26 protein-coding genes and 1 pseudogene are annotated in these 25,166 nt (G+C 71.2%); 8 read left to right on the top strand and 19 right to left on the bottom strand.

Translation table 11 applies throughout. From position 1 onward, the window contains the following. Nucleotides 1-471: 471 nt before the first annotated feature. Together Q8A52_RS34135 and Q8A52_RS34130 are read left to right on the top strand one after the other, a co-directional pair. Entirely contained in the window at nucleotides 472-1,143 is a 672-nt protein-coding gene (locus tag Q8A52_RS34135) for a potassium channel family protein (RefSeq protein WP_316758542.1), read from the top strand. After that, a complete protein-coding gene (locus tag Q8A52_RS34130) occupies nucleotides 1,143-1,814 on the top strand; it encodes a potassium channel family protein (protein WP_316758540.1) in 672 nt (223 codons plus the stop codon). Before Q8A52_RS34135 ends, Q8A52_RS34130 begins: the two co-directional genes overlap by 1 nt. 80 nt (nucleotides 1,815-1,894) lie before the next feature. Here the strand turns inward: Q8A52_RS34130 and Q8A52_RS34125 are convergent, their stop codons facing one another. The 8 genes and pseudogenes from Q8A52_RS34125 to Q8A52_RS34090 all read right to left on the bottom strand — a co-directional run bounded on the left by Q8A52_RS34125 (nucleotide 1,895) and on the right by Q8A52_RS34090 (nucleotide 9,134). Next, on the bottom strand, nucleotides 1,895-2,656 hold the full coding sequence (locus Q8A52_RS34125) for a DUF3159 domain-containing protein (RefSeq protein WP_316758539.1): 762 nt from the start codon (nucleotides 2,654-2,656) through the stop codon (nucleotides 1,895-1,897). Between the two features lie 3 nt (nucleotides 2,657-2,659). Then, the gene (locus Q8A52_RS34120; protein WP_316758537.1) at nucleotides 2,660-3,058 is read right to left on the bottom strand and encodes an OB-fold nucleic acid binding domain-containing protein; all 399 of its coding nucleotides are present in this window, start codon (nucleotides 3,056-3,058) and stop codon (nucleotides 2,660-2,662) included. A gap of 248 nt (nucleotides 3,059-3,306) precedes the next feature. Next, entirely contained in the window at nucleotides 3,307-3,993 is a 687-nt protein-coding gene (locus tag Q8A52_RS34115) for a response regulator (protein ID WP_316758535.1), read from the bottom strand. After that, nucleotides 3,990-6,533, bottom strand: a complete 2,544-nt coding sequence (locus Q8A52_RS34110) for a sensor histidine kinase (protein WP_316758533.1) — start codon at nucleotides 6,531-6,533, stop codon at nucleotides 3,990-3,992. The genes Q8A52_RS34115 and Q8A52_RS34110 overlap by 4 nt, the downstream gene beginning before the upstream one ends. A 154-nt stretch (nucleotides 6,534-6,687) precedes the next feature. Continuing rightward, nucleotides 6,688-6,984 (bottom strand): annotated as a pseudogene (locus Q8A52_RS34105) (ATP-binding cassette domain-containing protein); the annotation flags it as partial. 254 nt (nucleotides 6,985-7,238) lie between these two features. After that, nucleotides 7,239-8,000, bottom strand: coding sequence for a DUF3710 domain-containing protein (locus Q8A52_RS34100; RefSeq protein WP_316758531.1), 762 nt, complete (start codon nucleotides 7,998-8,000; stop codon nucleotides 7,239-7,241). 1 nt (nucleotide 8,001) lies between these two features. Further along, nucleotides 8,002-8,553: a dUTP diphosphatase gene (dut, locus tag Q8A52_RS34095; protein ID WP_316758529.1), complete on the bottom strand. Its 552-nt coding sequence runs from the start codon at nucleotides 8,551-8,553 to the stop codon at nucleotides 8,002-8,004. Next, nucleotides 8,550-9,134 (bottom strand): PaaI family thioesterase, encoded by a 585-nt coding sequence (locus Q8A52_RS34090; RefSeq protein ID WP_316758528.1) that lies wholly within the window; start codon nucleotides 9,132-9,134, stop codon nucleotides 8,550-8,552. The genes dut and Q8A52_RS34090 overlap by 4 nt, the downstream gene beginning before the upstream one ends. 58 nt (nucleotides 9,135-9,192) lie before the next feature. Here Q8A52_RS34090 and Q8A52_RS34085 point away from each other — a divergent pair, with 58 nt between their 5' ends. Next, complete coding sequence (locus tag Q8A52_RS34085) at nucleotides 9,193-9,660, top strand: DUF3093 domain-containing protein (protein ID WP_316758526.1); 468 nt, start codon at nucleotides 9,193-9,195, stop codon at nucleotides 9,658-9,660. 65 nt (nucleotides 9,661-9,725) lie between these two features. Here Q8A52_RS34085 and Q8A52_RS34080 read toward each other — a convergent pair whose 3' ends face one another. The 4 genes from Q8A52_RS34080 to Q8A52_RS34065 form a co-directional block, all read right to left on the bottom strand. Then, nucleotides 9,726-10,646, bottom strand: a complete 921-nt coding sequence (locus tag Q8A52_RS34080) for a hypothetical protein (RefSeq protein WP_316758524.1) — start codon at nucleotides 10,644-10,646, stop codon at nucleotides 9,726-9,728. Between the two features lie 13 nt (nucleotides 10,647-10,659). Then, the gene (locus tag Q8A52_RS34075; protein ID WP_005481602.1) at nucleotides 10,660-10,956 is read right to left on the bottom strand and encodes a DUF4193 domain-containing protein; all 297 of its coding nucleotides are present in this window, start codon (nucleotides 10,954-10,956) and stop codon (nucleotides 10,660-10,662) included. A 402-nt stretch (nucleotides 10,957-11,358) separates the two neighbouring features. Next, the gene (locus tag Q8A52_RS34070) at nucleotides 11,359-12,606 is read right to left on the bottom strand and encodes a sensor histidine kinase (RefSeq protein ID WP_316758522.1); all 1,248 of its coding nucleotides are present in this window, start codon (nucleotides 12,604-12,606) and stop codon (nucleotides 11,359-11,361) included. A 6-nt stretch (nucleotides 12,607-12,612) separates the two neighbouring features. Next, nucleotides 12,613-13,266, bottom strand: a complete 654-nt coding sequence (locus Q8A52_RS34065; protein ID WP_055494404.1) for a response regulator transcription factor — start codon at nucleotides 13,264-13,266, stop codon at nucleotides 12,613-12,615. A gap of 415 nt (nucleotides 13,267-13,681) precedes the next feature. Here Q8A52_RS34065 and Q8A52_RS34060 point away from each other — a divergent pair, with 415 nt between their 5' ends. Next, a complete protein-coding gene (locus Q8A52_RS34060; protein ID WP_316758518.1) occupies nucleotides 13,682-13,846 on the top strand; it encodes a hypothetical protein in 165 nt (54 codons plus the stop codon). A 228-nt stretch (nucleotides 13,847-14,074) separates the two neighbouring features. On the opposite strand, the gene Q8A52_RS34055 is transcribed toward Q8A52_RS34060, so the two are convergent. Beyond that, nucleotides 14,075-14,890, bottom strand: coding sequence for an inositol monophosphatase family protein (locus Q8A52_RS34055; RefSeq protein WP_316758516.1), 816 nt, complete (start codon nucleotides 14,888-14,890; stop codon nucleotides 14,075-14,077). A gap of 8 nt (nucleotides 14,891-14,898) precedes the next feature. Beyond that, nucleotides 14,899-16,026 (bottom strand): ferrochelatase, encoded by a 1,128-nt coding sequence (locus Q8A52_RS34050; protein WP_316758514.1) that lies wholly within the window; start codon nucleotides 16,024-16,026, stop codon nucleotides 14,899-14,901. A gap of 130 nt (nucleotides 16,027-16,156) precedes the next feature. On the opposite strand from Q8A52_RS34050, the gene Q8A52_RS34045 reads away from it, so the two are divergent. From Q8A52_RS34045 to sepH, 3 genes are all read left to right on the top strand, one after another. Beyond that, nucleotides 16,157-17,395, top strand: coding sequence for an MFS transporter (locus Q8A52_RS34045; protein ID WP_316758512.1), 1,239 nt, complete (start codon nucleotides 16,157-16,159; stop codon nucleotides 17,393-17,395). After that, on the top strand, nucleotides 17,355-18,683 hold the full coding sequence (locus Q8A52_RS34040; protein ID WP_316758510.1) for a D-arabinono-1,4-lactone oxidase: 1,329 nt from the start codon (nucleotides 17,355-17,357) through the stop codon (nucleotides 18,681-18,683). The genes Q8A52_RS34045 and Q8A52_RS34040 overlap by 41 nt, the downstream gene beginning before the upstream one ends. A 430-nt stretch (nucleotides 18,684-19,113) precedes the next feature. After that, on the top strand, nucleotides 19,114-20,148 hold the full coding sequence (sepH, locus tag Q8A52_RS34035; protein WP_316758508.1) for a septation protein SepH: 1,035 nt from the start codon (nucleotides 19,114-19,116) through the stop codon (nucleotides 20,146-20,148). Between the two features lie 105 nt (nucleotides 20,149-20,253). Here the strand turns inward: sepH and Q8A52_RS34030 are convergent, their stop codons facing one another. Next, the gene (locus Q8A52_RS34030; protein ID WP_316758506.1) at nucleotides 20,254-21,105 is read right to left on the bottom strand and encodes a sulfurtransferase; all 852 of its coding nucleotides are present in this window, start codon (nucleotides 21,103-21,105) and stop codon (nucleotides 20,254-20,256) included. Nucleotides 21,106-21,425: 320 nt separating this feature from the next. On the opposite strand from Q8A52_RS34030, the gene Q8A52_RS34025 reads away from it, so the two are divergent. Further along, entirely contained in the window at nucleotides 21,426-22,226 is an 801-nt protein-coding gene (locus Q8A52_RS34025) for a VOC family protein (RefSeq protein WP_316758504.1), read from the top strand. A 16-nt stretch (nucleotides 22,227-22,242) separates the two neighbouring features. On the opposite strand, the gene Q8A52_RS34020 is transcribed toward Q8A52_RS34025, so the two are convergent. The 4 genes from Q8A52_RS34020 to Q8A52_RS34005 all read right to left on the bottom strand — a co-directional run bounded on the left by Q8A52_RS34020 (nucleotide 22,243) and on the right by Q8A52_RS34005 (nucleotide 25,165). Then, on the bottom strand, nucleotides 22,243-22,893 hold the full coding sequence (locus Q8A52_RS34020) for a thymidine kinase (RefSeq protein ID WP_316758502.1): 651 nt from the start codon (nucleotides 22,891-22,893) through the stop codon (nucleotides 22,243-22,245). 70 nt (nucleotides 22,894-22,963) lie between these two features. After that, entirely contained in the window at nucleotides 22,964-24,154 is a 1,191-nt protein-coding gene (locus Q8A52_RS34015) for an alkaline phosphatase family protein (RefSeq protein WP_316758500.1), read from the bottom strand. Next, entirely contained in the window at nucleotides 24,154-24,750 is a 597-nt protein-coding gene (locus Q8A52_RS34010) for a DUF5998 family protein (protein WP_316758498.1), read from the bottom strand. The genes Q8A52_RS34015 and Q8A52_RS34010 overlap by 1 nt, the downstream gene beginning before the upstream one ends. 1 nt (nucleotide 24,751) lies before the next feature. After that, on the bottom strand, nucleotides 24,752-25,165 hold the full coding sequence (locus tag Q8A52_RS34005) for a hypothetical protein (RefSeq protein WP_316758496.1): 414 nt from the start codon (nucleotides 25,163-25,165) through the stop codon (nucleotides 24,752-24,754). Nucleotide 25,166 lies beyond the last annotated feature (1 nt).

Below are 25,166 nucleotides of genomic sequence, written 5' to 3'. Positions count from 1 at the left end.
AAACCCCGCCTGTCGCCGATCCCCGGAGGTTCCATGCCCGCGACCGCAGAGCTCATCGGCGCAGCGGCCGCCCTCTTCGGCCTCGGAATCCTGACCCTGCTGAGCGTGCGCAGCATCACTCGCAACGCCCACCGTTCCGACACTCCCGGGGGCGTGCCGCCCGGTCCGGGTCCCGGTCGGCGGCGCGGTGCGGGGGCGGCGTGGGCGGGCCGTCCGCGGGGCCGTCACCCGCGCGGTCCAGGCTCCCGGGAGGCACGAGCGGGGCTGTCGGTCCCTGCGGTTACGGTGGACTTGGGCACACACGGGTGGCGATCCGTACCCGCGGGGGATCACACGGGGGATTCCCCGGCATGATGTTGCCTGATGGACCGCTAAACAGGTCCCCCGACCCGTTGCCCCGGCGAGCCGAGAGAAGGATATGAGCACTGCGTTCACGCAAGTCAGCGGCCTGAGGAGTGCGGGGTAAAGACCGTGCACATCGTCATCATGGGCTGCGGAAGAGTGGGCTCCGCTCTTGCCCAGACCCTGGAACAACAGGGCCACACGGTCGCCGTGATCGACCAGGACCCCACGGCCTTCCGCCGGCTGGGCCCGGGATTCGGCGGCCGCCGGGTCACCGGCGTCGGCTTCGACCAGGACACCCTGCGCGAGGCGGGCATCGAGGAGGCCGGCGCCTTCGCCGCGGTCTCCAGCGGTGACAACTCGAACATCATCTCCGCGCGCGTGGCCCGCGAGATGTTCGGCGTGGAGAACGTCGCGGCCCGTATCTACGACCCCCGCCGCGCGGAGGTCTACCAGCGCCTGGGCATCCCCACCGTGGCGACGGTCCGCTGGACCGCCGACCAGATGCTGCGCCGGCTGCTGCCGTCCGGGGCGGAGCCGCTGTGGCGCGACCCCACCGGCGGCGTCCAGCTCGCCGAGGTGCACGCCTCCGCGAAGTGGGTCGGCCACAAGATCAGCAAGCTCCAGGAGGAGACGGGCGTCCGCGTGGCGTTCCTGACCCGCCTCGGCGAGGCGATCCTGCCCACCTCGCAGACGGTGCTGCAGGAGGGCGACCTCGTGCACGTGATGATGCGGCCGGACGACGTCGAGAAGGTCGAGGCGGCATTCGCCGGGGGCCCCGAAGAGGAGGGCGGTCACTGATGAGGGTCGCCATTGCCGGTGCCGGCGCGGTCGGCCGTTCGATCGCCGGCGAACTGCTGGAGAACGGCCACGAGGTCCTGCTCATCGACAAGGCGCCGACCGCCATCTCGGTCGAGCGCGTCCCGCAGGCGGAGTGGCTGCTGGCCGACGCCTGTGAGATCACGTCCCTGGACGAGGCGGCGCTCCAGCGCTGCAACGTGGTGATCGCCGCGACCGGCGACGACAAGGTCAACCTGGTCGTCTCCCTGCTCGCGAAGACGGAGTACGGCGTCCCGCGTGTCGTGGCCCGGGTGAACAACCCCAAGAACGAGTGGCTGTTCAACGAGGCCTGGGGCGTCGATGTCGCCGTCTCCACGCCGCGTCTGATGTCCGCACTGGTCGAGGAGGCGGTGAGCGTCGGCGACCTGGTCCGGCTGCTGCGCTTCAGCCACGGCGACGCCAACCTCGTGGAGCTGACCCTCCCGGAGGAGTCGGCCCTGGCCGGCACCCAGGTGGGCGATGTCGAGTGGCCCGAGGACACCTCGCTGGTCACGATCATCCGCGGCACCCGCGTCCTCACCCCCTCCAAGGACGACTCCCTGGAAGCGGGCGACGAACTCCTCTTCGTGGCCGCACAGGCCCGGGAGGAGCAGCTGGAGGACCTGCTGTCGGTACGGCGGGACAACAGCTGACGTTCGAGGGTTACGAGAACGGGGGCGCCCGGAGATCGGTCTCCGGGCGCCCCCCGTCGTCGTATGCGATGGACGCGAAGCTACCCGTCCCGGCGGTGCCGTCCGCCCGTCGTCTCGCCCCGCTCCGCCGCCAGTGCCGCCTTGCGCTCCTCCTCGGCCTTCTCCTCCGCCTCCATCTCCGCGAAGACGTCGATCGGCGCGGGCGCCTTCGCCAGGAAGACCCAGGTCAGCCAGACCGCGAGGAGGAAGGGCGGGATCTTGAGGGCGACCAGGACCCAGCCGAGCTGAGCGGTGTTCGCCCACCAGTAGAGCGGGAAGAGGATGGCGCACTTGGCGAGCAGGATCAGGCCCCAGGCCCAACTCGCCTTGGCGTAGGCCTTCTTGCGGCCGGGGTTACGGGTGCGCCAGGAGAGGTTCTCCTTGAAGACCGGCCCGAGGATCAGCCCGATCAGGGGAACGCCCGCGAGGGTCGTGATGATGTACGCCAGCGCCAGGCCCAGCGTGTAGAGCATGCCGGGGAGGTAGAAGTCCTTGGCGTTGCCGGTGAACATCGCGAAGACCACACCGAAGGCGACACCGAAGACACCGCTGAAGGCGTGCTTGACGGTGTCCTTCATCGCCAGCCGGACCACGACCAGGACGAGCGACACGGCCAGCGCGGCGATCGCGGACCAGTGCAGGTCCTTGTTGATCGTGAAGATCGTGACGAAGAGCAGGCCGGGCAGGACCGTCTCGACCATGCCCCGGACACCGCCGAACGCCTCGAACAGGGCGGCCTCGGTGACCGCCCGGGCTTCGTCCTGCTGAGTGGTGTCTTCGGTCGGCTTGTCGAGTGACGTCACGGGCTACTCCCGTCCGAGGGGTCTCAGTTCGTACTTGGGGTTGAACAGCACACGGCGGCCCCGGCTCATCGAGATCCGGCCCGACGCGATCAGCTTGCGTCCCGGTTCTATCCCCACGATGGAGCGCCTGCCGAGCCACACCACGTCCAGGGCGGCGGAGCCGTCGAACAGCTCGGCCTCCAGGGCCGGAACTCCGGCGCGCGGTCGCAGTGTGACCGTGCGCAAGGTACCAGTAACCGTGACGATCTGCCGGTCGTGGCAGTCGCCGATCCGGATACAGCCCGCGGTGTCGGCGTCCTCCCGCAGCTCCTCGGACTCCAGGTCCTCCTGGGACGAGGAAAGCCGGTCGAGCATGCGCCGGAACCGGCCCACCGGCTTTTCGGAACGAGGAACAGCACTCATATCTGAAGCGTACCGGGGTGCACTGACGGCTACGTACCCGCGGCCCCACGGCTCGAACCCGCGCCGCCCACAGCTCACCCCTCGAACCGATAACCCATCCCCGGCTCCGTGATACCGCATCCCCCGGGGGCCACCCCCCGGACCCCCGGCCGCCCCACGGCTCACCCCTCGAACCGATAACCCATCCCCGGCTCCGTGATACCGCATCCCCCGGGGGCCACCCCCCGGACCCCCGGCCGCCCCACGGCTCACCCCTCGAACCGATAACCCATCCCCGGCTCCGTGATGAAGTGCTTGGGGTGCGAGGGGTCCGCCTCCAGCTTGCGGCGCAGCTGGGCCATGTACACGCGCAGGTAGTTCGACTCGGTCCCGTACGACGGCCCCCACACCTCCTGCAGCAGCTGCTTCTGGCTGACCAGGCGGCCGGTGTTGTGCACCAGCACCTCCAGCAGATGCCACTCGGTCGGAGTCAGCCGTACGTCCTTGCCGGCCCGGTTGACCTTCTTCGCGGCCAGGTCGACCGTGAACCCCTCGGTCTCCACCAGCACGTCGTCCTCGCCGCCCCCGGCGACCGGCTCGGCCCGGCGCACGGCGGCCCGCAACCGGGCCAGCAGCTCGTCCATGCCGAAGGGCTTGGTCACGTAGTCGTCTGCGCCGGCGTCGAGCGCCTCGACCTTTTCGTCGGAGGTGTGCCGGGCCGACAGGACCAGGATCGGCACCCGGGTCCAGCCGCGCAGGCCCTTGATCACCTCGACGCCGTCCATGTCGGGCAGGCCCAGGTCCAGGACCACCACGTCGGGGTGGCGGGAGGCGGCGAGTTCGAGGGCGGTGCGGCCGTCGGGGGCCGCGTCCACCTCGTACTTGCGTGCCTTGAGGTTGATCACGAGGGCGCGCACGATCTGCGGCTCGTCGTCGACCACGAGCACCCGGGTCATGAGACCTGCCTTTCCGGTTGTACGGGTGTGAGCTGTCCGGTACGCGATCCTGCCGCGCGCAGGCTCAGGACCATGGTGAGACCGCCGCCGGGCGTGTCCTCGGCGTCGAGCGTGCCGCCCATGGCCTCGGCGAAGCCGCGCGCGACCGCCAGGCCGAGGCCGACCCCGGCCCCGCGCGGGGCGTCGCCGTAGCGCTGGAAGGGTTCGAAGATGCGCTCCTTGGCCGAGTCCGGGACGCCCGGCCCCCGGTCCACGATCCGCGCCTCGACCCGGTCGGCGATGGCGCTGGCGGAGACGAGCACGGGCTGGTCCGGCGGGCTGTACTTGACGGCGTTCTCCACCAGGTTGGCCACCGCGCGTTCGAGGAGCCCGGCGTCGACGGCGACCATCGGCAGACTCTCGGGGATGTCCAGGTCCACGCTGCCCTCGGATACGCCGCCCAGCGCCATCGGGACCACCTCGTCGAGGTCTATCTCGCGGATGATCGGGGTGACCGTGCCGGTCTGCAGTCGGGACATGTCGAGCAGGTTGCCCACCAGGTGGTCGAGCCGGTCGGCACCCTCCTCGATGCCCTCGAGGAGCTCCGCCTGGTCCTCCTCGGACCAGGCCACGTCGTCGGACCGCAGCGAGGAGACGGCTGCCTTGATGCCGGCCAGGGGCGTACGGAGGTCGTGGCTGACGGCGGCCAGCAGCGCCGTGCGGATGCGGTTGCCCTCGGCCAGCGCGCGGGCCCGGTCGGCCTCCTCCTGGAGGCGCCTGCGGTCCAGCGCGACCACGGCCTGCGCGGCGAAGGCGGCCAGCACCCGCCGGTCCTCGGCCGGCAGCACGCGGCCCGTCAGCGCGAGCGCCAGGTTGTCGCCGACCGGCATGTCGACGTCGGCGTCCTCCGGCCGCTCCAGCGTGGGCCCGAATCCGGCGCGGCCGACGCAGGTCCACGGCTCGACCTCGCCCGCCCGCTCCAGCAGGGCCGCCGACTCCATCCCGAAGGTCTCCCGGACCCGCTCCAGCAGTTCCTCCAGGCTGGTCTCGCCGCGCAGCACGTTGCCGGCCAGGAAGGAGAGGATCTCCGACTCGGCGCGCAGCCGGGCCGCCTGATGGGTGCGCCGGGCCGCGAGGTCCACCACCGAGGCGACCGACACCGCGACCCCGAAGAAGATCACGATGGCGACGATGTTCTTCGGGTCGGCGATCGTCAGCCGGTGCAGCGGGGGTGTGTAGAAGTAGTTCAGCAGCAGCGACCCGAACGCCGCCGAGGCCAGGGCCGGCAGCAGCCCGCCGAGCAGTGCCGCCGCGACCGTGATGGTCAGGAACAGCAGCATGTCGTTGGCGAGGCCGAGGTTCATGGTGGTCAGCAGCACCGCCAGGACGGCCGGGCCCGCCAGCCCCACGGCCCAGCCCCAGATGATCCGGGCGCGGCCGAGCCGGGCGCCCCGGGCCACGGGCAGTCCGCGGCCCTTGGCCACCTCCCCGTGGGTGACGATGTGGACGTCGAGGTCGGGCCCGGACTCGCGGGCGACCGTGGCACCGACGCCGGGCCCGAAGATGTACTGCCAGGCCTTGCGCCGCGAGGAGCCGAGGACGATCTGGGTGGCGTTGACCCCACGCGCGAAGTCGAGCAGGGCGGTGGGTATGTCGTCGCCGACGACGTGGTGGAAGGTGCCGCCGAGGTCCTCGACCAGCGTGCGCTGGACGGCGAGCTCCTTCGGGGAGGCCGAGGTCAGGCCGTCGCTGCGGGCTATGTAGACGGCGAGCACCTCGCCGCCGGCGCCCTTTTCGGCGAGCCGGGCGGCCCGGCGGATCAGCGTGCGCCCCTCGGGGCCTCCGGTCAGGCCGACGACGATCCGCTCCCGGGAGCCCCAGATCGCCGAGACCTGGTGCTCGCTGCGGTACTGCTTGAGGTACTCGTCGACCCGGTCGGCCACCCACAGCAGCGCCAGCTCGCGCAGCGCGGTCAGGTTGCCCGGCCGGAAGTAGTTGGACAGGGCCGCGTCGACCTTGTCCGGTTTGTAGATGTTGCCGTGCGCCATCCGCCGCCGCAGCGCCTGCGGCGACATGTCGACAAGCTCGATCTGATCCGCCCGCCGTACGACCTCGTCCGGCACGGTCTCCCGCTGCCGTGCACCCGTGATCGACTCCACGACGTCGCCGAGCGATTCCAGGTGCTGGATGTTGACGGTCGAGATCACGTCGATGCCCGCGGCGAGCAGTTCCTCGACGTCCTGCCAGCGCTTGGCGTTGCGCGAGCCCGGGATGTTGGTGTGCGCGAGTTCGTCCACCAGGGCGACGGCGGGCGCGCGGCGCAGGACGGCGTCGACGTCCATCTCGGTGAAGACGGCGCCGCGGTACTCCAGCTCCCTGCGCGGGACCTGCTCCAGGCCGTGCAGCATCACCTCGGTCCGCGGCCGGCCGTAGTACTCCACGAAGGCCACCACGCAGTCGGTGCCCCGCTCGCCCCGCCGGTGCGCCTCCGACAGCATCGCGTAGGTCTTGCCCACGCCCGGTGCCGCGCCGAGGTAGATCCGAAGCTTGCCGCGTGCCATGGCCCCATTGTCTTCCGGTTACTGCTGCATACGCAGCGTCGACCTTACGGCCCACAATCCTGGCCAATGGGGCACGTGGTCCGGCAGCGGGCATCTTTGACGCAACCCTGATGGGCTCCCCGATGTGCTGTGCGCTCGGTGCCCGACCGCATGCTCAGTGCTCGACGATCTCCCCGTCGCCCAGCTCCGGCACCCGGTCGGCCAGGTCGAGCAGGGTCGCGTCGTGCGTGGCGACCAGCGCCGTGACCCGCTCGCTGTGCACGACGGCCCGCAGCAGCTCGCGTGACCGATCTCGGCGTCCACCTGGCCCGTCGGTCGGCTCGTCGGCCACGAGGAGCGCGGGACGGTCGGCGAGGGCGCGGGCGATGGCGACGCGCTGCTGCTGGCCGCCGGACAGCTCGCCGGGCCGCTGGGCCGCGTGGTCGGCCAGGCCGACGAGGGAGGGCAGCAGCGCCCTTGGAGACGGTGACTCCGGGATGGACGAAGGCGGTGGGGGCGGAGTGGGCGGCGGGTGCCGCCAGGGCGCCCAGCAGCAGGGAGGCCACGAGGGCGGGCAGTGAACTCAGAGCGCCTCTGTGAACACAGGCGTTGGCCGGGACCGTAGGTACAGACCATTCGCCCGTCAAGGGGTCACGCATGCGAAAGGGCCGCACCCCGACATCGGGGTACGGCCCTTGAACCACTCGGCCCGGCCGGGCGCGACGCCTAGCGGACCTCGGTGATCTCCGGTCCGCGCTGCAGCTGGCCCATGCCGCCGGAGAAGCGCGAGGACTCCTCCTGCTGGACGCCTTCGGGAACCATCTGGGCGTCGTTCGGCAGCTTCAGGACGATCGGGTCGCGGGGCGCCATCGGGCCCTCGCCGCGGACCACGACCGTGTCCCGGAAGATCTGCTCGAGCAGACCGGCCGCCTGCGGCTGCACCGCGCCCTGGCCGGAGATCACACCGCGCAGGAACCAGCGCGGGCCGTCCACACCCACGAACCGCACGACCTGGAAGCCACTCGTGCCGTCCGGCAGCTGCACCGGAACCTGGGCGCGCAGCTCCCAGCCCAGCGGACCCTCGACCTCGTCCACGATGCCGCCCTGCTGGGTGATGCCGGTCGCGATCTCCTCGCGGACCTCGCCCCAGATGCCCTCGCGCTTGGGCGCGGCGAAGGCCTGCAGCTGGACGGCGCTGTCGCGCAGCACGACCGTCGCCGCGACGATCGCGTCGCCCGCGACCTCGACCCGCAGCTCCATGCCGTCGACACCGGGCACGAACAGACCACCGAGGTCCACCCGGCCCTCGCTCGGGTCGCGTACCTCGGAGTCGTCCCACGGCCCGTCGGGCCTTGGCTCCGGCTCGAGGCGTACGCGCTCGCGCTCGCCCTCTTCCTCGTCCGCCTCGGTGTCGACGCTGTCGACGACCTGCTCGGCCTCGCCGGCCGCGTCCTCGGCGGCACCCTTCTTCTTGCGACGTCCGAACACGTCACTGTCCTTCCCGGTCGGATACGACCGAAGCGTATCGATTCCCACCCGTCCGACCGCCGTCGGCGGCCTGACCGTTTGTGCCGCTCACGTCGCCCACCGCGGCATGACCGCCGGTGGACCCGAAGCCCCCCTCGGCCCGTACAGAATCGGGCAGCTCCGCGACCTCCTGGAAGCGGACCCGCTCGACCTGCTGGACGACCAGTTGGGCAATCCGGTCGAAGCGCTCGAACCGCACGCACTCGCGCGGGTCGAGATTCACCACGATCACCTTGATCTCCCCACGGTACCCGGCATCCACCGTCCCCGGGGCATTCACGAGGGCGACACCACAGCGGGCTGCGAGACCGGATCGAGGGTGCACGAACGCCGCGTACCCCTCCGGGAGGGCGACAGACACTCCCGTGGGCAGAACGGCCCGCTCCCCCGGCTTCAATTCGCACCCCTGAGTCGTCCGCAGATCGGCTCCCGCGTCACCGGGGTGCTCGTACGCCGGAAGCGGTACATCCGGGTCGACACGGCGGATCAGCACGTTCAGGGGCTCACGGCTCAAGGGTTCACCTCGAACGCACGAGCACGCCGGGTCTGGTCCGGGTCGCTCATGGCCGCCTGGATCTCTTCCTTACGGCCGTTGTTGACGAAGTGATCGACCTTGACCTCGATGAAGAGGGCGTCGGCGCGGACGGCGACGGGCCCGTCGGGGCTGCCGATCCGGCCGGTGGCCCTGGAGTAGATCTTCCGCCCGGCTACGGCGGTCACCTCGGCCTCCAGATGCAGCGTCGTCCCCACCGGGACGGGCCGCACGAAGTCCGTCTCCAGCCGGCCGGTGACGGCGATGGTCCGCAGCAGCCAGTTGAGCGAACCGAGGGTCTCGTCGAGGGCGGTGGCCAGCACTCCGCCGTGCGCGAGGCCGGGGGCGCCCTGGTGGGCGGGCTGCACGGTGAACTCGGCCGTGAGGGACACACCCTCGCCGGCCCGCGCCTCCAGATGGAGTCCGTGCGACTGCTCCTGGCCACAGCCGAAACACTGTTCGTAGTGAGCACCGAGCAGCTCACCGGGCGCGGGGGCATCGGGGTGCCGGACTGGTTTCACGGCATCGGCGGGGGGCTTGAGACCTGAGGAACTACCACTCACAGCCGCAGACCTTACCCGCGCGTCGGCGCTGTCCGGACACCGTGCCAAGCTTGGCCCCATGCAGCTCTCCGCCGGCCCCTACGAAGAACGCCTCACCGCGCCCCGTTCCTGGTGGCTGATCAGCTTCCTGGTCGGGGTCTCGTTCGCCCTGATCCTGCTCCCGTTCGGCCCGTTGCCGGCGCTGGGCGGCCTGGTGGGCGGCACGGCGGCGGCCGCGGTGGTCGCCAGCTCGTACGGCTCGCTGCGCATCCGTGTCGTGGGCGATTCCCTGATCGCCGGCGAGGCCAAGATCCCGGTGTCGGCCCTGGGCAAGTCGGAGATCCTGGACCCGGAGGAGGCCCGCGCCTGGCGCACGTACAAGGCCGACACCCGCGCCTTCCTCCTCCTGCGCGCCTACATCCCCACGGCCCTGCGGGTCGAGGTCACGGACCCGGACGACCCGACGCCGTACCTGTACCTGTCGACGCGGGAGCCGGAACGCCTGGCGGCCGCCATCGAGACGGCCCGCGGGCACACGGCGGCGTAGGCCGTCCCACAGGGGCGTGTGGCAGGACGTGGCGTGGCAGGGCGCACGATGGTGGGACAGAGGGCTCAGCGCCCCAGTTCCTTGGTGATCTCCCCCATCGTCAGCGGATGCTCCGGCGGCTCCAGCGGGGGCAGTTCGGGCAGGGCGTCCCACGGGACCTGGATCGTGCGTAGGTCCGTGCGGATCCGTGCCGCGAGTCTTCTGGTGTCCCGGCGGTTCATGACCGCCCCGACCGCCGCGCCGACCATGAACGGCATCAGATTGGGCAGGTCGCGCACCATCCGCTTCATGATCTGCTGACGCAGCTCGCGCTTCATCTGGCCGCCGAGGGCGCGGTCGTACGTCGACGGCTTCATCACCTGGATCCCGCGCTCCCCCGACCAGGAGGACAGATACGCGGCGCTCCGGTCCTTGAGGCTGCCCGGCGGCCGTACGCCGTACACCTCGTGCAGCTCGGCGATCAGCTTCAGCTCGATCGCCGCGACCCCGGTGATCTCCGCGGCCAGCTCGGTCGGCATGGCTGGCGGCACCGGCAGCATCGCCGCGGCCCCGATCCCGGCCCCGACGGTCGAGGTCCCGTAGGCCGCGCCGGCCACGAGCTTGTCCGCGAGCTCCTCGGGCCCGAGGCCCGGGAACTGTCTGCGCAGTGTGGCGAGGTCACGAACGGGAATCCGCGGGGCGATCTCGATGATCCGGTCCGCGAGGTACCCGAGGCCCGCCTTGGCGCGGCTGCCGCCCTTACGGGCGCCTTCCCGGGCCATGTCCCAGGCCTTGTCCCGGATGACCGCGACCCGCCGCCTCGCGACGGGCGCGGGCACCTCGGCCGACGCCGGGAGGTCACCCCGGTCGGCCACCGGCTCGAGCGAGGCTCCCTTGCCTGATGAGCCCCGCTCGTCGTCACGCGCGCCGATCGGGCCGTCGGACGGCCCCTGGTCCGCTCCCGTCAGACGGAAGCGGCGCTTCCTGGGAGGGGTCGCGCCAGTCACGGCCGACCCGTCCTCAGTCGCAGTCGCGGCAGATCGGCTGACCGTTCTTCTCCCTGGCCAGCTGGCTGCGGTGATGCACCAGGAAGCAGCTCATGCAGGTGAACTCGTCCTGCTGCTTCGGCAGCACCCGGACGGCCAGCTCCTCGTTCGAGAGGTCTGCGCCGGGCAGCTCAAGACCTTCGGCGGCCTCGAACTCGTCGACGTCCACCGCGGAGGTCGACTTGTCGTTCCTCCTGGCCTTCAGCTCTTCGAGACTGTCCGAGTCGACGTCGTCGTCGGTCTTGCGTGGAGTGTCGTAATCGGTTGCCATGTCGCTCTCCCCCTCTGGGTGTCTGCGGTGTCTCCAGCGCACGTAACGCGTGAGAGGCCGGACTTGTGCCCGACCCGAGGCGGAGATTTTGCCTCACATCAAGGTCTGTTACTCAATCGACACCCAACCGGACTCCTCAAGAGTGATCGGCTTGGATGGCGATGGGGACCGTACACGGTCCTAATGCCGCGCCTCAAAGGCATCCCACCGTGTACTTCCCGTGATCGGGACCCCTGAAAACCCGGATTTTCCCGGCTTTCCACCCCCAGTCATGATCACTGAGAGTAGATGGCCGGAAAACCGCGCATGTGATCGATCACACACGGGGAAGCCTGTCAGGTCTCCCAAAAATTCCGCGCAAAGCGAACACCCCGCGTGTGTCGAAACACGATCAGTTGTACGTCACACCGGCAGGGTGACCCGCATCACGAGCCCGCCCCCCTCGCGCGGCTGCGCCGCGATGTGTCCGCCGTGGGCGCGCGCCACGGACCGCGCGATCGACAGGCCGAGGCCGACACCCTTGTCGCTGCCGGTGCGCTCCGTACGGAGCCGTCTGAAGGGCTCGAAGAGGTTGTCGATCTCGTACGCCGGCACGACCGGCCCGGTGTTCGAGACCGTCAGCACCGCCTGCCCGTGGTGGATCTCGGTGGTGACCTCCACCCAGCCGTCCTCGGGGACGTTGTAGCGCACCGCGTTCTGCACCAGGTTCAGGGCGATCCGCTCCAGCAGGACGCCATTGCCCTGGACGACCGCGGGCTTGCGCTCGCCCTCGATCCGCACGCCCTTGGCCTGCGCCTCGGCATGCACCTGGTCGACGGCCTGCGAGGCGACCTCGGCGAGGTCGACGGGCTTTCGCTCGACGATCTGGTTGTCGCTGCGGGCGAGCAGCAGCAGACCCTCCACGAGCTGCTCGCTGCGCTCGTTGGTGGCCAGCAGCGTCTTTCCGAGCTGCTGCAGCTCCACGGGCGCGTGCGGGTCGGACAGGTGCACCTCGAGGAGCGTGCGGTTGATCGCGAGCGGGGTCCGCAGCTCGTGCGAGGCGTTCCCGACGAAGCGCTGCTGCGCGGTGAAGGCCCGCTGCAGGCGCTCCAGCATGTCGTCGAAGGTGTCCGCCAGCTCCTTCAGCTCGTCGTCCGGGCCGTCCAGCTCGATCCGCCGGGACAGGTCGGAACCTGCCACCTGGCGGGCGGTGCGGGTGATCCGGCCGAGCGGGGACAGCACCCGGCCCGCCATCGCGTAGCCGAACGCGAAGGCGATGATGGCGAGGCCCAGCAGGGCCAGCAAGGAGCGGCTGAGCAGGTTGTCCAGGGCGACCTGGCGCTGCTGGTCGACGCAGTGACTGATCGCGTCGTTGAAGTCGGGCAGCTGCAGGCTGGTGTTCCTGATCGCCGGGCAGTCCTCGCTGGAGACCTTGAGCGACTCGAAGTTGACGATCTTGAACAGCGGCTGGTTGCCGGTGTTGATGGCCTGCGCGGCCAGCAGATAGATGATCGACAGCAGGAGGATGCCGGCGATCAGGAACATGCCGCCGTACAGCAGCGTGAGCCGTATGCGGATGGTCGGGCGCAGCCAGGGGAACGGGGGCTGCGGCCGCCGGGGGTCCCAGGTGGGCTTCGGTGGCGCCTGCGGAGGCGCGGGTGCGGCTGCCACGGCGGATCAGATCCGGTAGCCGGAGCCGGGGACGGTGACGATGACGGGCGGCTCGCCCAGCTTGCGGCGCAGGGTCATGACGGTCACGCGCACCACGTTGGTGAACGGGTCGGTGTTCTCGTCCCACGCCTTCTCCAGGAGCTGCTCCGCGGAGACGACCGCGCCCTCGCTGCGCATCAGCACCTCCAGGACGGCGAACTCCTTGGGCGCGAGTTGGACCTCCTTGCCCTCGCGGAAGACCTCGCGGCGATTGGGGTCGAGCTTGATGCCGGCGCGCTCCAGGACGGGCGGCAGCGGAACGCTGGTGCGCCGGCCGAGGGCACGCACGCGCGCGATGAGCTCGCTGAACGCGAAGGGCTTGGGGAGATAGTCGTCGGCGCCGATCTCCAGGCCCTCGACCCGGTCGCTGACGTCGCCGGAGGCGGTGAGCATCAGCACGCGCGTGGGCATGCCCAGCTCGACGATCTTGCGGCAGACGTCGTCGCCGTGCACGAGAGGGAGGTCGCGGTCGAGGACGACCACGTCGTAGTCGTTGACGCCGATGCGCTCCAGAGCGGCCGCACCGTCGTACACGACGTCGACGGCCATGGCCTCCCGGCGTAGTCCGGTGGCCACCGCATCGGCGAGCAGCTGCTCGTCCTCGACGACGAGTACGCGCACGTCGCTTGTCCTTCCTGTGTCCACCCGCGTAGCGCTCCGTGAGCGCGCGCGGGCAGCGGCTTCGTGGGGTGTGACCTCCATCCTGCCCTTTTCGGCCATAAGTCGGCTGTAAGGCGGGGGCGGCACCGGACGGATCGGGCCGGGCGGACGGGAATGCGAGATTTTCTCCTCCGGTTGAGGTTTCCGTGGAAGGGAGTGGGGGGAGGACGGCTTTACACCCCGCGATCACGCTCTGCATGTGCCGCAACACCATGCGGTACATCGCGATCCGCTTTTTCCGCGGAGCGGGCGTGGGTGTCCGGCACCGTCGCCGCCCAGCAGGGCTGCGCTGGGCACCCGCAGGAGACGTGATCGTCCCTTCCGAACGGCACACCCCCGTGCCACCGACCCACGACCCAGGACGAGGGGGCGCAGCATGGACGCATTCACCGCAGGACTTCTGCAGCGCATAAAGGCGACCGAGTCCGACCTCACGCGGGCTCGTGACGAGGGCGACGACTTCCTCGTCGACGTGGAGCAGGCAGAGCTCGACGACCTGCGCCGCCTCGCCGCCGAACACGGTGTGGAGGTCAGCGCCTAGCGTCTGATCGCGCGTACGCAGGAGAACGGGACCCCCGGCGAATCCAGCGCCGGGGGTTCCGCCTTTATTGCGCCTTCGGGGCGCCCGAGCCTATTGCTCTCGCCTTCGGGGCGCCCGAGCCGGCGTCGAGGGTCCGACGCGTCGGGAGAGTGGGCGTTGGTGGACCCTCGCCGTGGGCGCCCCCGTACGCGAACGAGCCGCCCAGGTCCGTCGCGCCGACCCTCCCGCTCAGTCGTGCCAGGCGCCGAAGTCCTCCAGGAGGCGCTGGAGGGGTTCGAAGACGCCGGGGGTGCCCGCGACCGTGAGACCGCGTGCGGGGCGCTCTCCGGGGCGTCCACCCGTCAGCGCGCCCGCCTCCCGGGCGATCAGGTCACCTGCGGCGAAGTCCCAGGCGTTCAGCCCGCGCTCGTAGTAGCCGTCGAGGCGGCCCGCGGCCACGTCGCACAGGTCGACCGCGGCCGAGCCGCTGCGCCGGATGTCACGCAGGAGCGGGATCAGCTTCGCGGCGACCTCGGCCTGGTGGGCGCGGACCTCCGAGACGTAGTTGAAGCCGGTGGACACCAGGGCCTGCTCCAGGGGTGGCGCGGGGCGGCAGGCCAGCCTTCGCTCGCCGTCCCAGGTGCCGGTGGCCCAGGCGCCGCCGCCGCGCAGCGCGTGGTACGTCTCGCCGCGCATCGGGGCGGCGACAACCCCGACGACGGTCTCCCCGTCCTGCTCCGCCGCGATCGACACGGCCCAGGTGGGCAGCCCGTACAGGTAGTTGACCGTGCCGTCGAGCGGGTCGATCACCCAGCGGATGCCGCTCGTGCCCTCGCTGGAGGCACCCTCCTCGCCGAGGAAGCCGTCGTCGGGGCGGTGGCCGGCGATCAGGTCGGTGATCAGCTTCTCCGCCGCGATGTCCATCTCGGTGACGACGTCGATCGGGCTGGACTTGGTGGCGGCGACCGCGAGGTCGGCCGGGCGGCCGTCCCGCAGCAGCGCGCCGGCGCGGCCGGCAGCCTCCTGGGCCAGCCGCAGCAGGTCGGAATGCGGGGCGTCGGTCACGGGGCTCCTCATGCGAAGGGGCTGTCGGCGCCCGCGGCGGCGGGGCGGGGGGTGCGGGCGGGGCAGCAGCCGACCGGGCAGAGGTCGTGGCTCGCGCCGAGCGTGCCCAGGGCGCACGGCGTGACCTCCTGCCCCTTCTCCGCGGCGGCGCGCTCCAGGATCAGCTCGCGGATCGCGGCGGCGAACCGCGGGTCGGCGCCCACGGTGGCCGAACGGCGCACCGGCAGGTCCAGCTCCTCGGCCTTTGCCTTCGCCTCGGTGTCGAGGTCGTACAGGACCTCCATGTGGTCGGAGACGAAGCCGATGGGGGCCATGACGACGGCCGGGGCCCCGGCCTCGTGCTGCGCCTCCAGGTGGTCGCAGATGTCGGGTTCGAGCCACGGGATGTGCGGGGCTCCGGAGCGGGACTGGTAGACGAGCCGCCAGGGGTGGTCGATGCCCGTGCGCTCGTGGACGGCCTCGGCGATCGCCTCTGCCACGTCCAGGTGCTGTTCGACGTACGCGCCGCCCTCTCCGTGGTCCTCGACCCGGCCGGAGGTGTCCGCGGCGGAGGTGGGGATCGAGTGGGTCGTGAACGCGATGTGGGCGCCGTCCCGGACGTCGGCCGGGAGGTCGGCGAGGGACTCGAGCACCCCGTCGATCATGGGCTGCACGAAGCCGGGGTGGTTGAAGTAGTGCCGCAGCTTGTCGACCTTGGGCAGTTCCAGGCCCTCGGACTCCAGGGCGGCCAGCGAGTCGGCGAGGTTCTCGCGGTACTGGCGGCAGCCCGAGTAGGAGGCGTAGGCGCTGGTGGCCAGGACCAGGATGCGGCGGCGGCCGTCGGCGACCATCTCGCGCAGGGTGTCCGTCAGATAGGGGGCCCAGTTGCGGTTGCCCCAGTAGACGGGCAGGTCCAGGCCGTGCTCGGCGAAGTCCTTGCGGAGGGCGTCCAGCAGGGCGCGGTTCTGGTCGTTGATGGGGCTGACCCCGCCGAACAGGAAGTAGTGCTGCCCGACTTCCTTGAGGCGTTCCTTGGGGATGCCGCGCCCGCGCGTCACGTTCTCCAGGAACGGAACCACGTCGTCCGGGCCTTCCGGGCCGCCGAAGGAGAGCAGGAGCAGGGCGTCGTAGGGGGTGGCATCGAGCGCGTCTGGCATGGATCCGATCCTGCCACCCGGCACTGACAGCCGGGAAACAGCGGGGTGACGAGTGCGGTTCCGGGCAGTGCATTAGGGTTGCCTAACCCGTAAGCTGTAACGACTCTCTTCACACCTTACGGAGACCCCTGTGGCCAGCCCTTATCGCGCCCTGTTCGACGCCCCAGGCACCAGGGCCTTCTCCGCCGCGGGCTTCCTCGGCCGGATGCCGCTGTCGATGATGGGCATCGGCGTGGTCACGATGATCTCCCAGCTCACCGGACGGTACGGGCTCGCGGGCGCGCTGTCCGCGACCATCGCGCTGGCCGCCGCGGCGATCGGGCCGCAGATCTCCCGGCTGGTGGACCGGCACGGGCAACGCAGGGTGCTGCGCCCCGCGACCCTCGTCGCCCTGGCCGCCGCGGCCGGGCTGCTGGTGGCCGCGCACTACGCATGGCCGGACTGGGTGCTGTTCGTCTGCGCCGCGGGGATCGGCTCGGTGCCGAGTCTTGGCGCGATGATCCGGGCCCGCTGGGCGGCCCTGTACCGGGGCACCCCGAAGCTGCACACCGCCTACTCGTTCGAGTCCGTGGTGGACGAGGTCTGCTTCATCTTCGGGCCGATCGTCTCCATCGGGCTGTCCACTGCCTGGTTCCCGGAGGCGGGGCCGCTGCTGGCCGGCTGTTTCCTGGCCGCCGGTGTCTTCTGGCTGACGGCCCAGCGCGCCACCGAGCCGGAGCCGCACCCGCGCGAGCACCACGGCGGGGGTTCGGCGCTGAGCTCCCCCGGACTCCAGGTGCTGGTGGCCACTTTCGTGGCCACGGGGGCGATCTTCGGGGCGGTCGACGTGGTCACTGTGGCCTTCGCCGACGAGCACGGCCACAAGGCCGCCGCGAGCGTCGTCCTGGCGCTGTACGCGGCGGGTTCCTGCCTGGCCGGGGTCGTCTTCGGGCTGCTGCGCTTCGCGGGGGCGCCCGAACGCCGGTGGCTGCTGGGCATATGCGCGATGGCCGTGAGTATGATCCCCCTCCTACTGGTCGGAAACTTGCCGCTTCTGGCCGTGGCGCTGTTCGTTGCGGGCCTGTCCATCGCACCGACGATGATCACGACGATGTCCCTCATCGAAGAGCACGTACCTCGCGCGAAGCTCACCGAGGGAATGACCTGGGTGAGCACCGGCCTCGCGGTCGGGGTCGCCGTCGGCTCCTCCGTGGCCGGATGGGTGATCGACGCGGCCGGCGCACGCGCCGGGTATGGGGTTCCGGCCGTGTCCGGAGCCGTCGCGGTCGCGGTCGGTTTCCTCGGGTACCGCCGGCTCAGCAGGCCGGCCGCGGGTCGGGGAGGCACCGTTGAGCACCACAGCGAGCGGGAAGAACGGCACGTGGCGTAACTGGGGAGGCAATGTCGCCGCCCGTCCCACCCGGGAGGTGACGCCCGCCTCCGTGGAAGAGCTGGCCGCGGCCGTGCGCCGGGCCGCCGAGGACGGCCTGACGGTGAAGGCCGTCGGCACCGGGCACTCCTTCACCTCCATCGCGGCCACCGACGGCGTATTGATCCGCCCTCAACTGTTGACCGGCATCCGCACCATCGACCGTGAGGCCATGACCGTCACGGTCGAGGCCGGCACCCCGCTCAAGAGACTCAACATGGCTCTGGCCCGCGAGGGTCTGTCGCTCACCAACATGGGCGACATCATGGAGCAGACCGTCTCCGGGGCCACCAGCACCGGCACCCACGGCACCGGTCGCGACTCCGCCTCGATCGCCGCCCAGATCAAGGGCCTGGAGCTGGTCACGGCCGACGGCTCGGTCCTCTCCTGTTCCGAGAAGGGGACCGAAGAAGAACGCGCGGTCTTTGCGGCCGCCCGAATAGGCCTGGGCGCCCTGGGCATCGTCACCGCGATCACCTTCGCCGTGGAGCCGCTCTTCCTGCTGACGGCCCGCGAGGAGCCGATGCCGTTCGACAAGGTGCTTGCCGATTTCGACGAACTCTGGGCCGAGAACGAGCACTTCGAGTTCTACTGGTTCCCGCACACCGGCAACACCAACACGAAGCGCAACAACCGCAGCGCGGGCCCGGAGAAGCCGGTGGGGCAGCTGGCCGGGTGGTTCGAGGACGAGTTCCTCTCCAACGGCGTGTTCCAGGTGGCCCAGTGGGTCGGCCGGGCCGCGCCCACCGCGATCCCGACGATCGCCCAGGTCTCCAGCAAGGCCCTGTCCGCCCGCACTTACACGGACATCCCCTACAAGGTCTTCACATCGCCACGCCGGGTGCGGTTCGTGGAGATGGAGTTCGCCGTCCCGCGCGAGGCGCTGGTGGACGCGCTGCGGGAACTCAGGGCGATGGTCGACCGTTCGCCCCTCAGGATCAGCTTCCCGGTGGAGGTCCGCACCGCGCCTGCCGACGACATCACTTTGTCCACCGCCTCCGGCCGGGACAGCGCCTACATCGCCGTCCACATGTTCAAGGGCACGCCCTATCAGGCGTACTTCACCGCCGCCGAGCGCATCTTCACCGCGCACGAGGGGCGGCCGCACTGGGGCAAGGTGCACACCCGGGACGCGGAGTACTTCGCGGAGGTCTACCCGCGCTTCGGCGAGTTCACCGCCCTCAGGGACCGGCTCGACCCGGAGCGGCGGTTCCAGAACGACTACTTGCGGCGGGTTTTGGGGGCGTAAGGGGGCTTACGGGGGCATACACCCGGAACGATTGGTTCCCATTGCGGTAATTGTGTGAAGCATGCCCTGTTCATGATCGGGAAAATCCGCTTGCGCACGGCCAAGTCGCATCCCTTGCCAGAAGTTGGGCGGCGTGCCAATCCACGCACGTGGCCCGAATGGAGTACTGTGGCGAGCCTTGGGCCCGGCCTCCCGTCAGGGTGCCCGTGGTCCTGCAGGACCGCCGGGAGGGGGGCTAGTTGCACAGGGTGACGGTGTTGTCACTTAGCGTTGCGAATAGGTAACCGTGCCATAACGGCGGCCCAGGGCCCGCGCCCGACACGCCGGGCAACTCGGCAAGGTTGTGGCAGGCTGCACCCGGGCAGGCCACACTCGACTAGCGGAAGCAGCGACGCACGTGACGTCGGCAGGCACCACCCGGGAGGTCCCCATGCCCGAACTGCGTGTCGTGGCCGTCTCGAATGACGGCACACGGCTGGTGCTCAAGGCTGCCGACTCCACGGAGTACACGCTTCCGATCGACGAGCGGCTGCGTGCCGCCGTGCGCGGTGACCGGCCCCGCCTCGGCCAGATCGAGATCGAGGTCGAGAGCCATCTGCGGCCCCGCGACATCCAGGCGCGTATACGTGCGGGCGCGACCGCGGAAGAGGTCGCGCAGCTCGCCGGCATCCCCGTCGACCGCGTACGGCGGTTCGAGGGCCCGGTGCTCGCAGAGCGCGCCTTCATGGCGGAGCGGGCCCGCAAGACCCCGGTCCGCAGACCCGGCGAGAACTCCGGCCCCCTGCTGGGCGAGGCCGTCCAGGAGCGCCTGCTGTTGCGCGGCGCCGAGAAGGACACCGTGCAGTGGGACTCGTGGCGCCGCGACGACGGCACCTGGGAGGTCCTGCTGGTCTACCGGGTTGCGGGTGAACCCCACTCGGCGAGTTGGACGTACGACCCGCCCCGGCGGCTCGTGCAGGCCGTCGACGACGAGGCGCGCTCGCTGATCGGCGAGTCCGACGACCTCGCCGTACCGGAGCCGAGCTTTCCGTTCGTACCGCGCATCGCCCGGCTGCCCCGCGATCGTGCGCTGGACCGTGCCATGGACCGCGAGCGGCCGAGTCTGCCGGCGCAGGCGTCCGAGCCCGCCGAGGAGAACACGAGCGAACGGGACTCGCTGACCAGCCTGTTGGAGGCGGTGCCGAGCTTCCGGGGCGACATGGTGGTCCCGGAGCGCCCGGCGGAGGTGGTGCCGGAGGAGCCCGTCGCCGAGCCCGAGGCGGAGGAGCCTCCCGCCCCGGCGGCCTCGGCCGGATCCGCCTACGCGGACGTCCTCATGCCGCGCTCCGTCGGCAGCCACCGTGACCGTCTGATCGGCGCCACCGACCGCCAGGCCGAGGCCGACGGCGTCCGCCCCGGCCGCCGGGCGGCCGTCCCCAGCTGGGACGAGATCGTCTTCGGGACGCGCCGCAAGAAGCAGGAGTAGCCGGTCTCGTACGACCACACGGAGAAGGGGCCCCGCTCGCGAGCGGGGCCCCTTCTCCGGCTGCCACTGGGGCCGGTTCTCCGGCTGGGGTCGGTTCTCCGGCTGCTACTGAGGGTCGGGCCCCACGGCCACCGGCCGGGACGGGTCCGAGGACCACTCCGACCAGGAACCCGCGTACAGCGCCGCCGGAATGCCCGCGACGGCGAGCGCCAGGACCTCGTGCGCCCCCGAGACGCCCGAGCCGCAGTACACGCCGACCTCGGCGTCCTCGGACGCCCCGAGCGACTTGAAGCGGGTCCGCAGCTCCTCCGCGGACAGGAACCGCCCGTCCGCCGCCACGTTCTCGGTCGTCGGCGCGGACACGGCCCCCGGGATGTGCCCGCCGACCGGGTCGATCGGCTCCACGTCGCCCCGGTACCGCTCCCCCGCCCGCGCGTCGAGCAGCACACCGGAGCGGGCCAGCGCGGCGGCACCGTCCGCGTCCAGGAGCCCCACGGCGCCCGGCGCAGGCACGAAGTCGCCCTCGGCGGGCGTGGGTACGTCCGTCGACAGCGGCCCCTCCCAGGCGGGCAGTCCACCGTCCAGGACCCGCACATCCGGGTGACCCGTCCAGCGCAGCAGCCACCAGGCACGGGCCGCGGCCCAGCCCTGACCGCCGTCGTACACAACCACCGGCCGGCCGGTGGTCACACCCGCCCTGCGCATGACGGCGCCGAACCCGGCGGTGTCCGGCAGCGGATGCCGGCCATTCTTGCCCGGGGGCGAGGCGAGTTCCCGGTCCAGGTCGACGAAGACCGCGCCGGGGACATGCCCGGCCTCGTACTCGGCCCGGCCGTCGAAGGCCGGTGCTCCAGCCGCCTTGGCCAGGCTGAGCTGCCAGCGGACGTCGAGCAGCACCGGCGGGTTGTCCCCGGTCAAGTCGTGCGCGAGTCGCGTTGCGGTGATGATGGCTTTCATGGCCTCCATCCTTACGTCAGGGGTGGCCGCATCGTCCAGGTCCGACTACTCTGCTCGGCCGGACAGGCTCGATCACCAGGCGTGCGGGATCGGGCACATGCTGTGCAGCTGATGGACACCCGGCGGCAATCGCCCGGAAACGGGAGAGAAAAGGCAGAACAGGCATCCTCGCGGCGGCGCCGCAGGGCAGCGGCGCGGCCGCGGCGCGCGATGTCACGGAGGGTGCGAGCATCGGCACGGGGCGTGCGCGCGACTGCGGCACACCGATCCGGAGAGCGGAAGCGATTCGGCCACCGCGAGGGGCCGGGGAGAGAGTGACGATGACCGAGGCACGGGGGTCGGCGGGCCCGAACGGCACGCGAACTCGGCGCGAGCCCGGCACGCCCTGCTGGGTGACCCTGATGGCACACGGGCTGGCCGCGACCGAGGAGTTCTACGGAGCGCTGTTCGGCTGGGAGTTCGAGCCCGGTCCCCAGCAGCTCGGCCCCTATGTGCGGGCCCTGCTCGACGGGCAGGAGGTGGCGGGCATCGGTCAGCTGCCGCCGGACCGCCATCTGCCGATCGCCTGGACGCCCTACCTCTCTTCCGACGACGTGGACCAGATGGCCGAGACCGTACGGCTGTGCGGCGGCACCGTGGGCGTGGGCCCGCTGGACATGGCCGAGGCCGGTCGGCTCTTGATCGCCTCCGACCCCTCGGGGGCGGTGTTCGGCATCTGGCAGGCGGCGGAGCACCACGGCATGGCCGTCTCCGGCGTGCCCGGCACGCCCGCCTGGAACGAGCTGCTCACCTTCGAGACGGCGAGCGTCGCCAAGTTCTACAAGGCGGTGTTCGGCTTCGCGGAGGAGGCGGTGGTGTCCGCCGACTTCGACTATCTGACGCTGCACGTCGGTGGCCGCCCGGTGGGCGGCATCCATGGCGTCGGCAACGCGCTGCCCCGCGACCGGGGCCCGCACTGGCTGACGTACTTCGCGGTCGCCGACACCGAAGAGACGCTGCGCCGGGTCGCAGAGCTGGGCGGTCAGGTCCTGAAGCCGGCCCATGACACCGAGCACGGCCGGGTGGCGACGGTGGCGGATCCGGAGGGCGCGGTCTTCTCCGTGGTCCAGAGTCCGCGCTGAGCCCCGGTGGGGCGCCTCAGTCCGCCGGGACCGGCAGGACGTCCGGGGACAGTGCCGCCGCACGCGCCGTCGCGGCCGTCATACGGCGCCGGTGGTGCCGGCGGCACAGCACCTCGTAGCCGACCTCGTCCGCCGACTGGTTGACGTCGCCGACGACCACCTGGGCACCTTCGACGACCATTTCACCGCCGACCGTGCGCGCGTTGTGCGTGGCGCGGGCTCCGCACCAGCACAGGGCCTCGACCTGCAGGACCTCGACCCGGTCGGCGAGTTCCACCAGCCGCTGGGAGCCGGGGAACAGCTTGGAGCGGAAGTCGGTCGTGATGCCGAAGGCGTAGACGTCGACGCCCAGGTCGTCGACGACGCGCGCCAGTTGGTCTATCTGCTCCGGGGCCAGGAACTGCGCCTCGTCGGCGATCACGTAGTCCGCGCGGCCGCCCTGGGAGAGGTGGTCGACGAGGTACGCGTACAGGTCCCGGCCGTCCTCCACCTCCACCGCGTCGGTGACCAGGCCGAGGCGGGAGGACAGCTTGCCCTCGCCGGCCCGGTCGTCGCGCGTGAAGATCATGCCGACGAGACCGCGCGCGGAGCGGTTGTGCTCGATCTGCAGAGCCAGCGTCGACTTCCCGCAGTCCATCGTTCCGGAGAAGAACACCAGCTCGGGCATGGGGAGTTGAGCACCTTTCGGCGAGGCGAAGACGGACCGGGAGAAGACGGGCGGGACGGCGGACGGTGCTTCAGGAGCGTACTTCGAGCAGGGGCACCAACTGCTCGACAGGGGTCATCGAACCGTGGTTGCCGATCAGCGCCGACTCCTTCGGCTCCCGCTCGGAGGCGATGATCAGGACGTCGTCGTGGGCGGCCGCGACCACATCGCCGATCCGTGCGTACACACGGTCGTCGACCCGGGGGCCGAACCACCCCGCCGCGATCGCCTCGTCCCGCGAGGCCACCCAGAACTGCTCGCCGAGCACCTCGCGCCAGCAGGTGAGGACGTCGTTCTCGGCGCCCGGCAGCGCGTAGACATGGCGGGCGCGCCCCTCGCCGCCGAGCAGGGCGACCCCGGCGCGCAGCTCCCAGTCCTCGTCGAAGTCGATGCGGTGCTGCTCGTCGGTGGGCACGTCGACCATGCCGTGGTCGGCGGTGACGTACAGCGCGGTGCGCGGCGGGAGCTGCTCGGCCAGCCGCTGAACGAGGCGGTCGACGTACATGAGCTGGCCGCGCCAGGTGTCGGAGGCGACGCCGTAGCGGTGGCCGGCGCCGTCCAGCTCGGCGTAGTACGTGTACACCAGGGAGCGGTCGGCGGCGGCCAGTTGCCCGGCCGCAATGTCCATGCGGTCCTCGCCGGTCAGCCGTCCGTGGAACGTTCCGCCACTGAGCGCGATCTTGGTCAGCGGGGTGTTCTGGAAGGCGGGGGACGACACCTGGGCGGCGTGCACGCCCGCCTCGTGGGCCAGCTGGAAGACGGTGGGGTACGGCTGCCAGGCACGCGGGTCGGTGTACGGCTGCCAGCGGAGCTGGTTCATCAGCTCACCGGTCTCCGGGTTACGGGCCGAGTATCCGGGCAGACCGTGCGCGCCGGGCGGCAGGCCCGTGCCCACGGAGGCCAGCGAGGTCGCGGTGGTCGCCGGGTAGCCGGCGGTGATCGGGCGTCCCGTGCCCCCGCGCGAACTCGCGAGCAGCGAGGTCATGAAGGGGGCCTCGTCCGGGTGGGCCCTCAACTGCTCCCAGCCGAGGCCGTCGATCAGGAAGACACAGTTGCGGTCGGCCGCGGTCAGTTCCTGGATCCCGGCGGTCATGCCCGGTACGGCCATGCCGGCGGCCAGGGTGGGCAGGAGGTCGGCGAGCGAGCCGCTGCCGTACTCGGGGAGCGGGGCGGTGCCGAGGGCGAGCGGTTCCGGGTGGTCCCAGGCGGCGGGGTACGCCATCAGCTTGTGACGTCCGCTGTCGCCTCGGAGATGGCCTGCGCGAAGGCGAGTGCCTGACGCACCGTCTCCGGGCCGTCCCCGGCCTCGCTGACGCGCAGGCTCAGGTCGTCCGCCGTCGAATTGCCCGTGTAGCCGTGGTCGGCCTCGCAATTGGGGTCGCCGCAGGCGGCGGGCTCCAGGTCGATGCGGGAGACGGCACCCCAGCCGATGGTCAGCACGACCTCGCGGGGCAGCGTGCCCGGCGCGTACTGCTCCGGGTTGGCGACCACACGGCTGACCACGACCGACGAGATCCGGCCGAGCTTCACGGACTCCGTGGACGTCGTGGCGTACGGCGTCGGGGAGGTGCTGTCGGCGGCCTGCTCGTCGGTGTGGCTCACGATGAAGCGGTTGCCGGTGAGGACGAGCACGGTCACATGCCGCCGCACCTCGTTCTGGTCGAACGTCGTCTCCTGGTGGACCAGGTACGACCGGATGGGCTCGCCGCCCACAGCGGCCTCCACCGCCTCGGCCACGAGGGCCGGGTAGTAGCCGCTGCGCTCGATCGCCGCGCGCAGCCCCTGGGTCGTCGTACTGGTCTTGGCCATGACGTCCATCCTAATCCGTGGGCAAGGGGGGTCCGGGCCAGTCGCGTGCGGCCGGGGCGATGTGGGCACCCGCGCGCGGGTGCCGGTGGACGAGCCCGGGCAAGATGTCCAGCCGTTCCGCGGCGATCGGACAGGAGACGGGTTCAGCGCCGCCTGCGTCCGCTTCGAACGCGACCACGAGGGGCGGTGTTTCGCCGAGCGTCCGCGCGAGACGTGCCGTCTCCTCGGCGGTGGGCGGGCGGAAGACGGGGTCCTGGAAGTCGAGCGGGCAGGACACGAAGACCGGGGCGACGAAGACCAGCTCCAGGCCGTGGTGCCAGGTGAGGTCGTGCCCGGCGGCCAGTCGGAGCTGCCCCGCGTCCCGGACGATCACTTCCCGGTCCCACCAGCTGCCGTCGGGCAGCTCCCGTCCGGCGATCTCCATG

Origin of the sequence: Streptomyces herbicida (assembly GCF_032656585.1) — a bacterium.
GTDB classification, from domain to species: Bacteria; Actinomycetota; Actinomycetes; order Streptomycetales; family Streptomycetaceae; genus Streptomyces; species Streptomyces herbicida.
Note: the sequence above shows the minus strand (reverse complement) of the source record. Positions and strands in the feature narration are given on the sequence as shown.

Bases quoted from the DNA above. Each gene is read 5' to 3' on its own strand.
- Q8A52_RS34130 (WP_316758540.1), top strand. From the start codon at position 1,143: ATGAGGGTCGCCATTGCCGGTGCCGGCGCGGTCGGCCGTTCGATCGCC.
- Q8A52_RS34120 (WP_316758537.1), bottom strand. From the start codon at position 3,058: ATGAGTGCTGTTCCTCGTTCCGAAAAGCCGGTGGGCCGGTTCCGGCGC.
- Q8A52_RS34115 (WP_316758535.1), bottom strand. From the start codon at position 3,993: ATGACCCGGGTGCTCGTGGTCGACGACGAGCCGCAGATCGTGCGCGCC.
- Q8A52_RS34110 (WP_316758533.1), bottom strand. From the start codon at position 6,533: ATGGCACGCGGCAAGCTTCGGATCTACCTCGGCGCGGCACCGGGCGTG.
- Q8A52_RS34085 (WP_316758526.1), top strand. From the start codon at position 9,193: ATGCAGCTCTCCGCCGGCCCCTACGAAGAACGCCTCACCGCGCCCCGT.
- Q8A52_RS34075 (WP_005481602.1), bottom strand. From the start codon at position 10,956: ATGGCAACCGATTACGACACTCCACGCAAGACCGACGACGACGTCGAC.
- Q8A52_RS34060 (WP_316758518.1), top strand. From the start codon at position 13,682: ATGGACGCATTCACCGCAGGACTTCTGCAGCGCATAAAGGCGACCGAG.
- Q8A52_RS34050 (WP_316758514.1), bottom strand. From the start codon at position 16,026: ATGCCAGACGCGCTCGATGCCACCCCCTACGACGCCCTGCTCCTGCTC.
- sepH (WP_316758508.1), top strand. From the start codon at position 19,114: ATGCCCGAACTGCGTGTCGTGGCCGTCTCGAATGACGGCACACGGCTG.
- Q8A52_RS34030 (WP_316758506.1), bottom strand. From the start codon at position 21,105: ATGAAAGCCATCATCACCGCAACGCGACTCGCGCACGACTTGACCGGG.
- Q8A52_RS34025 (WP_316758504.1), top strand. From the start codon at position 21,426: ATGACCGAGGCACGGGGGTCGGCGGGCCCGAACGGCACGCGAACTCGG.
- Q8A52_RS34020 (WP_316758502.1), bottom strand. From the start codon at position 22,893: ATGCCCGAGCTGGTGTTCTTCTCCGGAACGATGGACTGCGGGAAGTCG.
- Q8A52_RS34015 (WP_316758500.1), bottom strand. From the start codon at position 24,154: ATGGCGTACCCCGCCGCCTGGGACCACCCGGAACCGCTCGCCCTCGGC.
- Q8A52_RS34010 (WP_316758498.1), bottom strand. From the start codon at position 24,750: ATGGACGTCATGGCCAAGACCAGTACGACGACCCAGGGGCTGCGCGCG.
- Q8A52_RS34005 (WP_316758496.1), bottom strand. From the start codon at position 25,165: ATGGAGATCGCCGGACGGGAGCTGCCCGACGGCAGCTGGTGGGACCGG.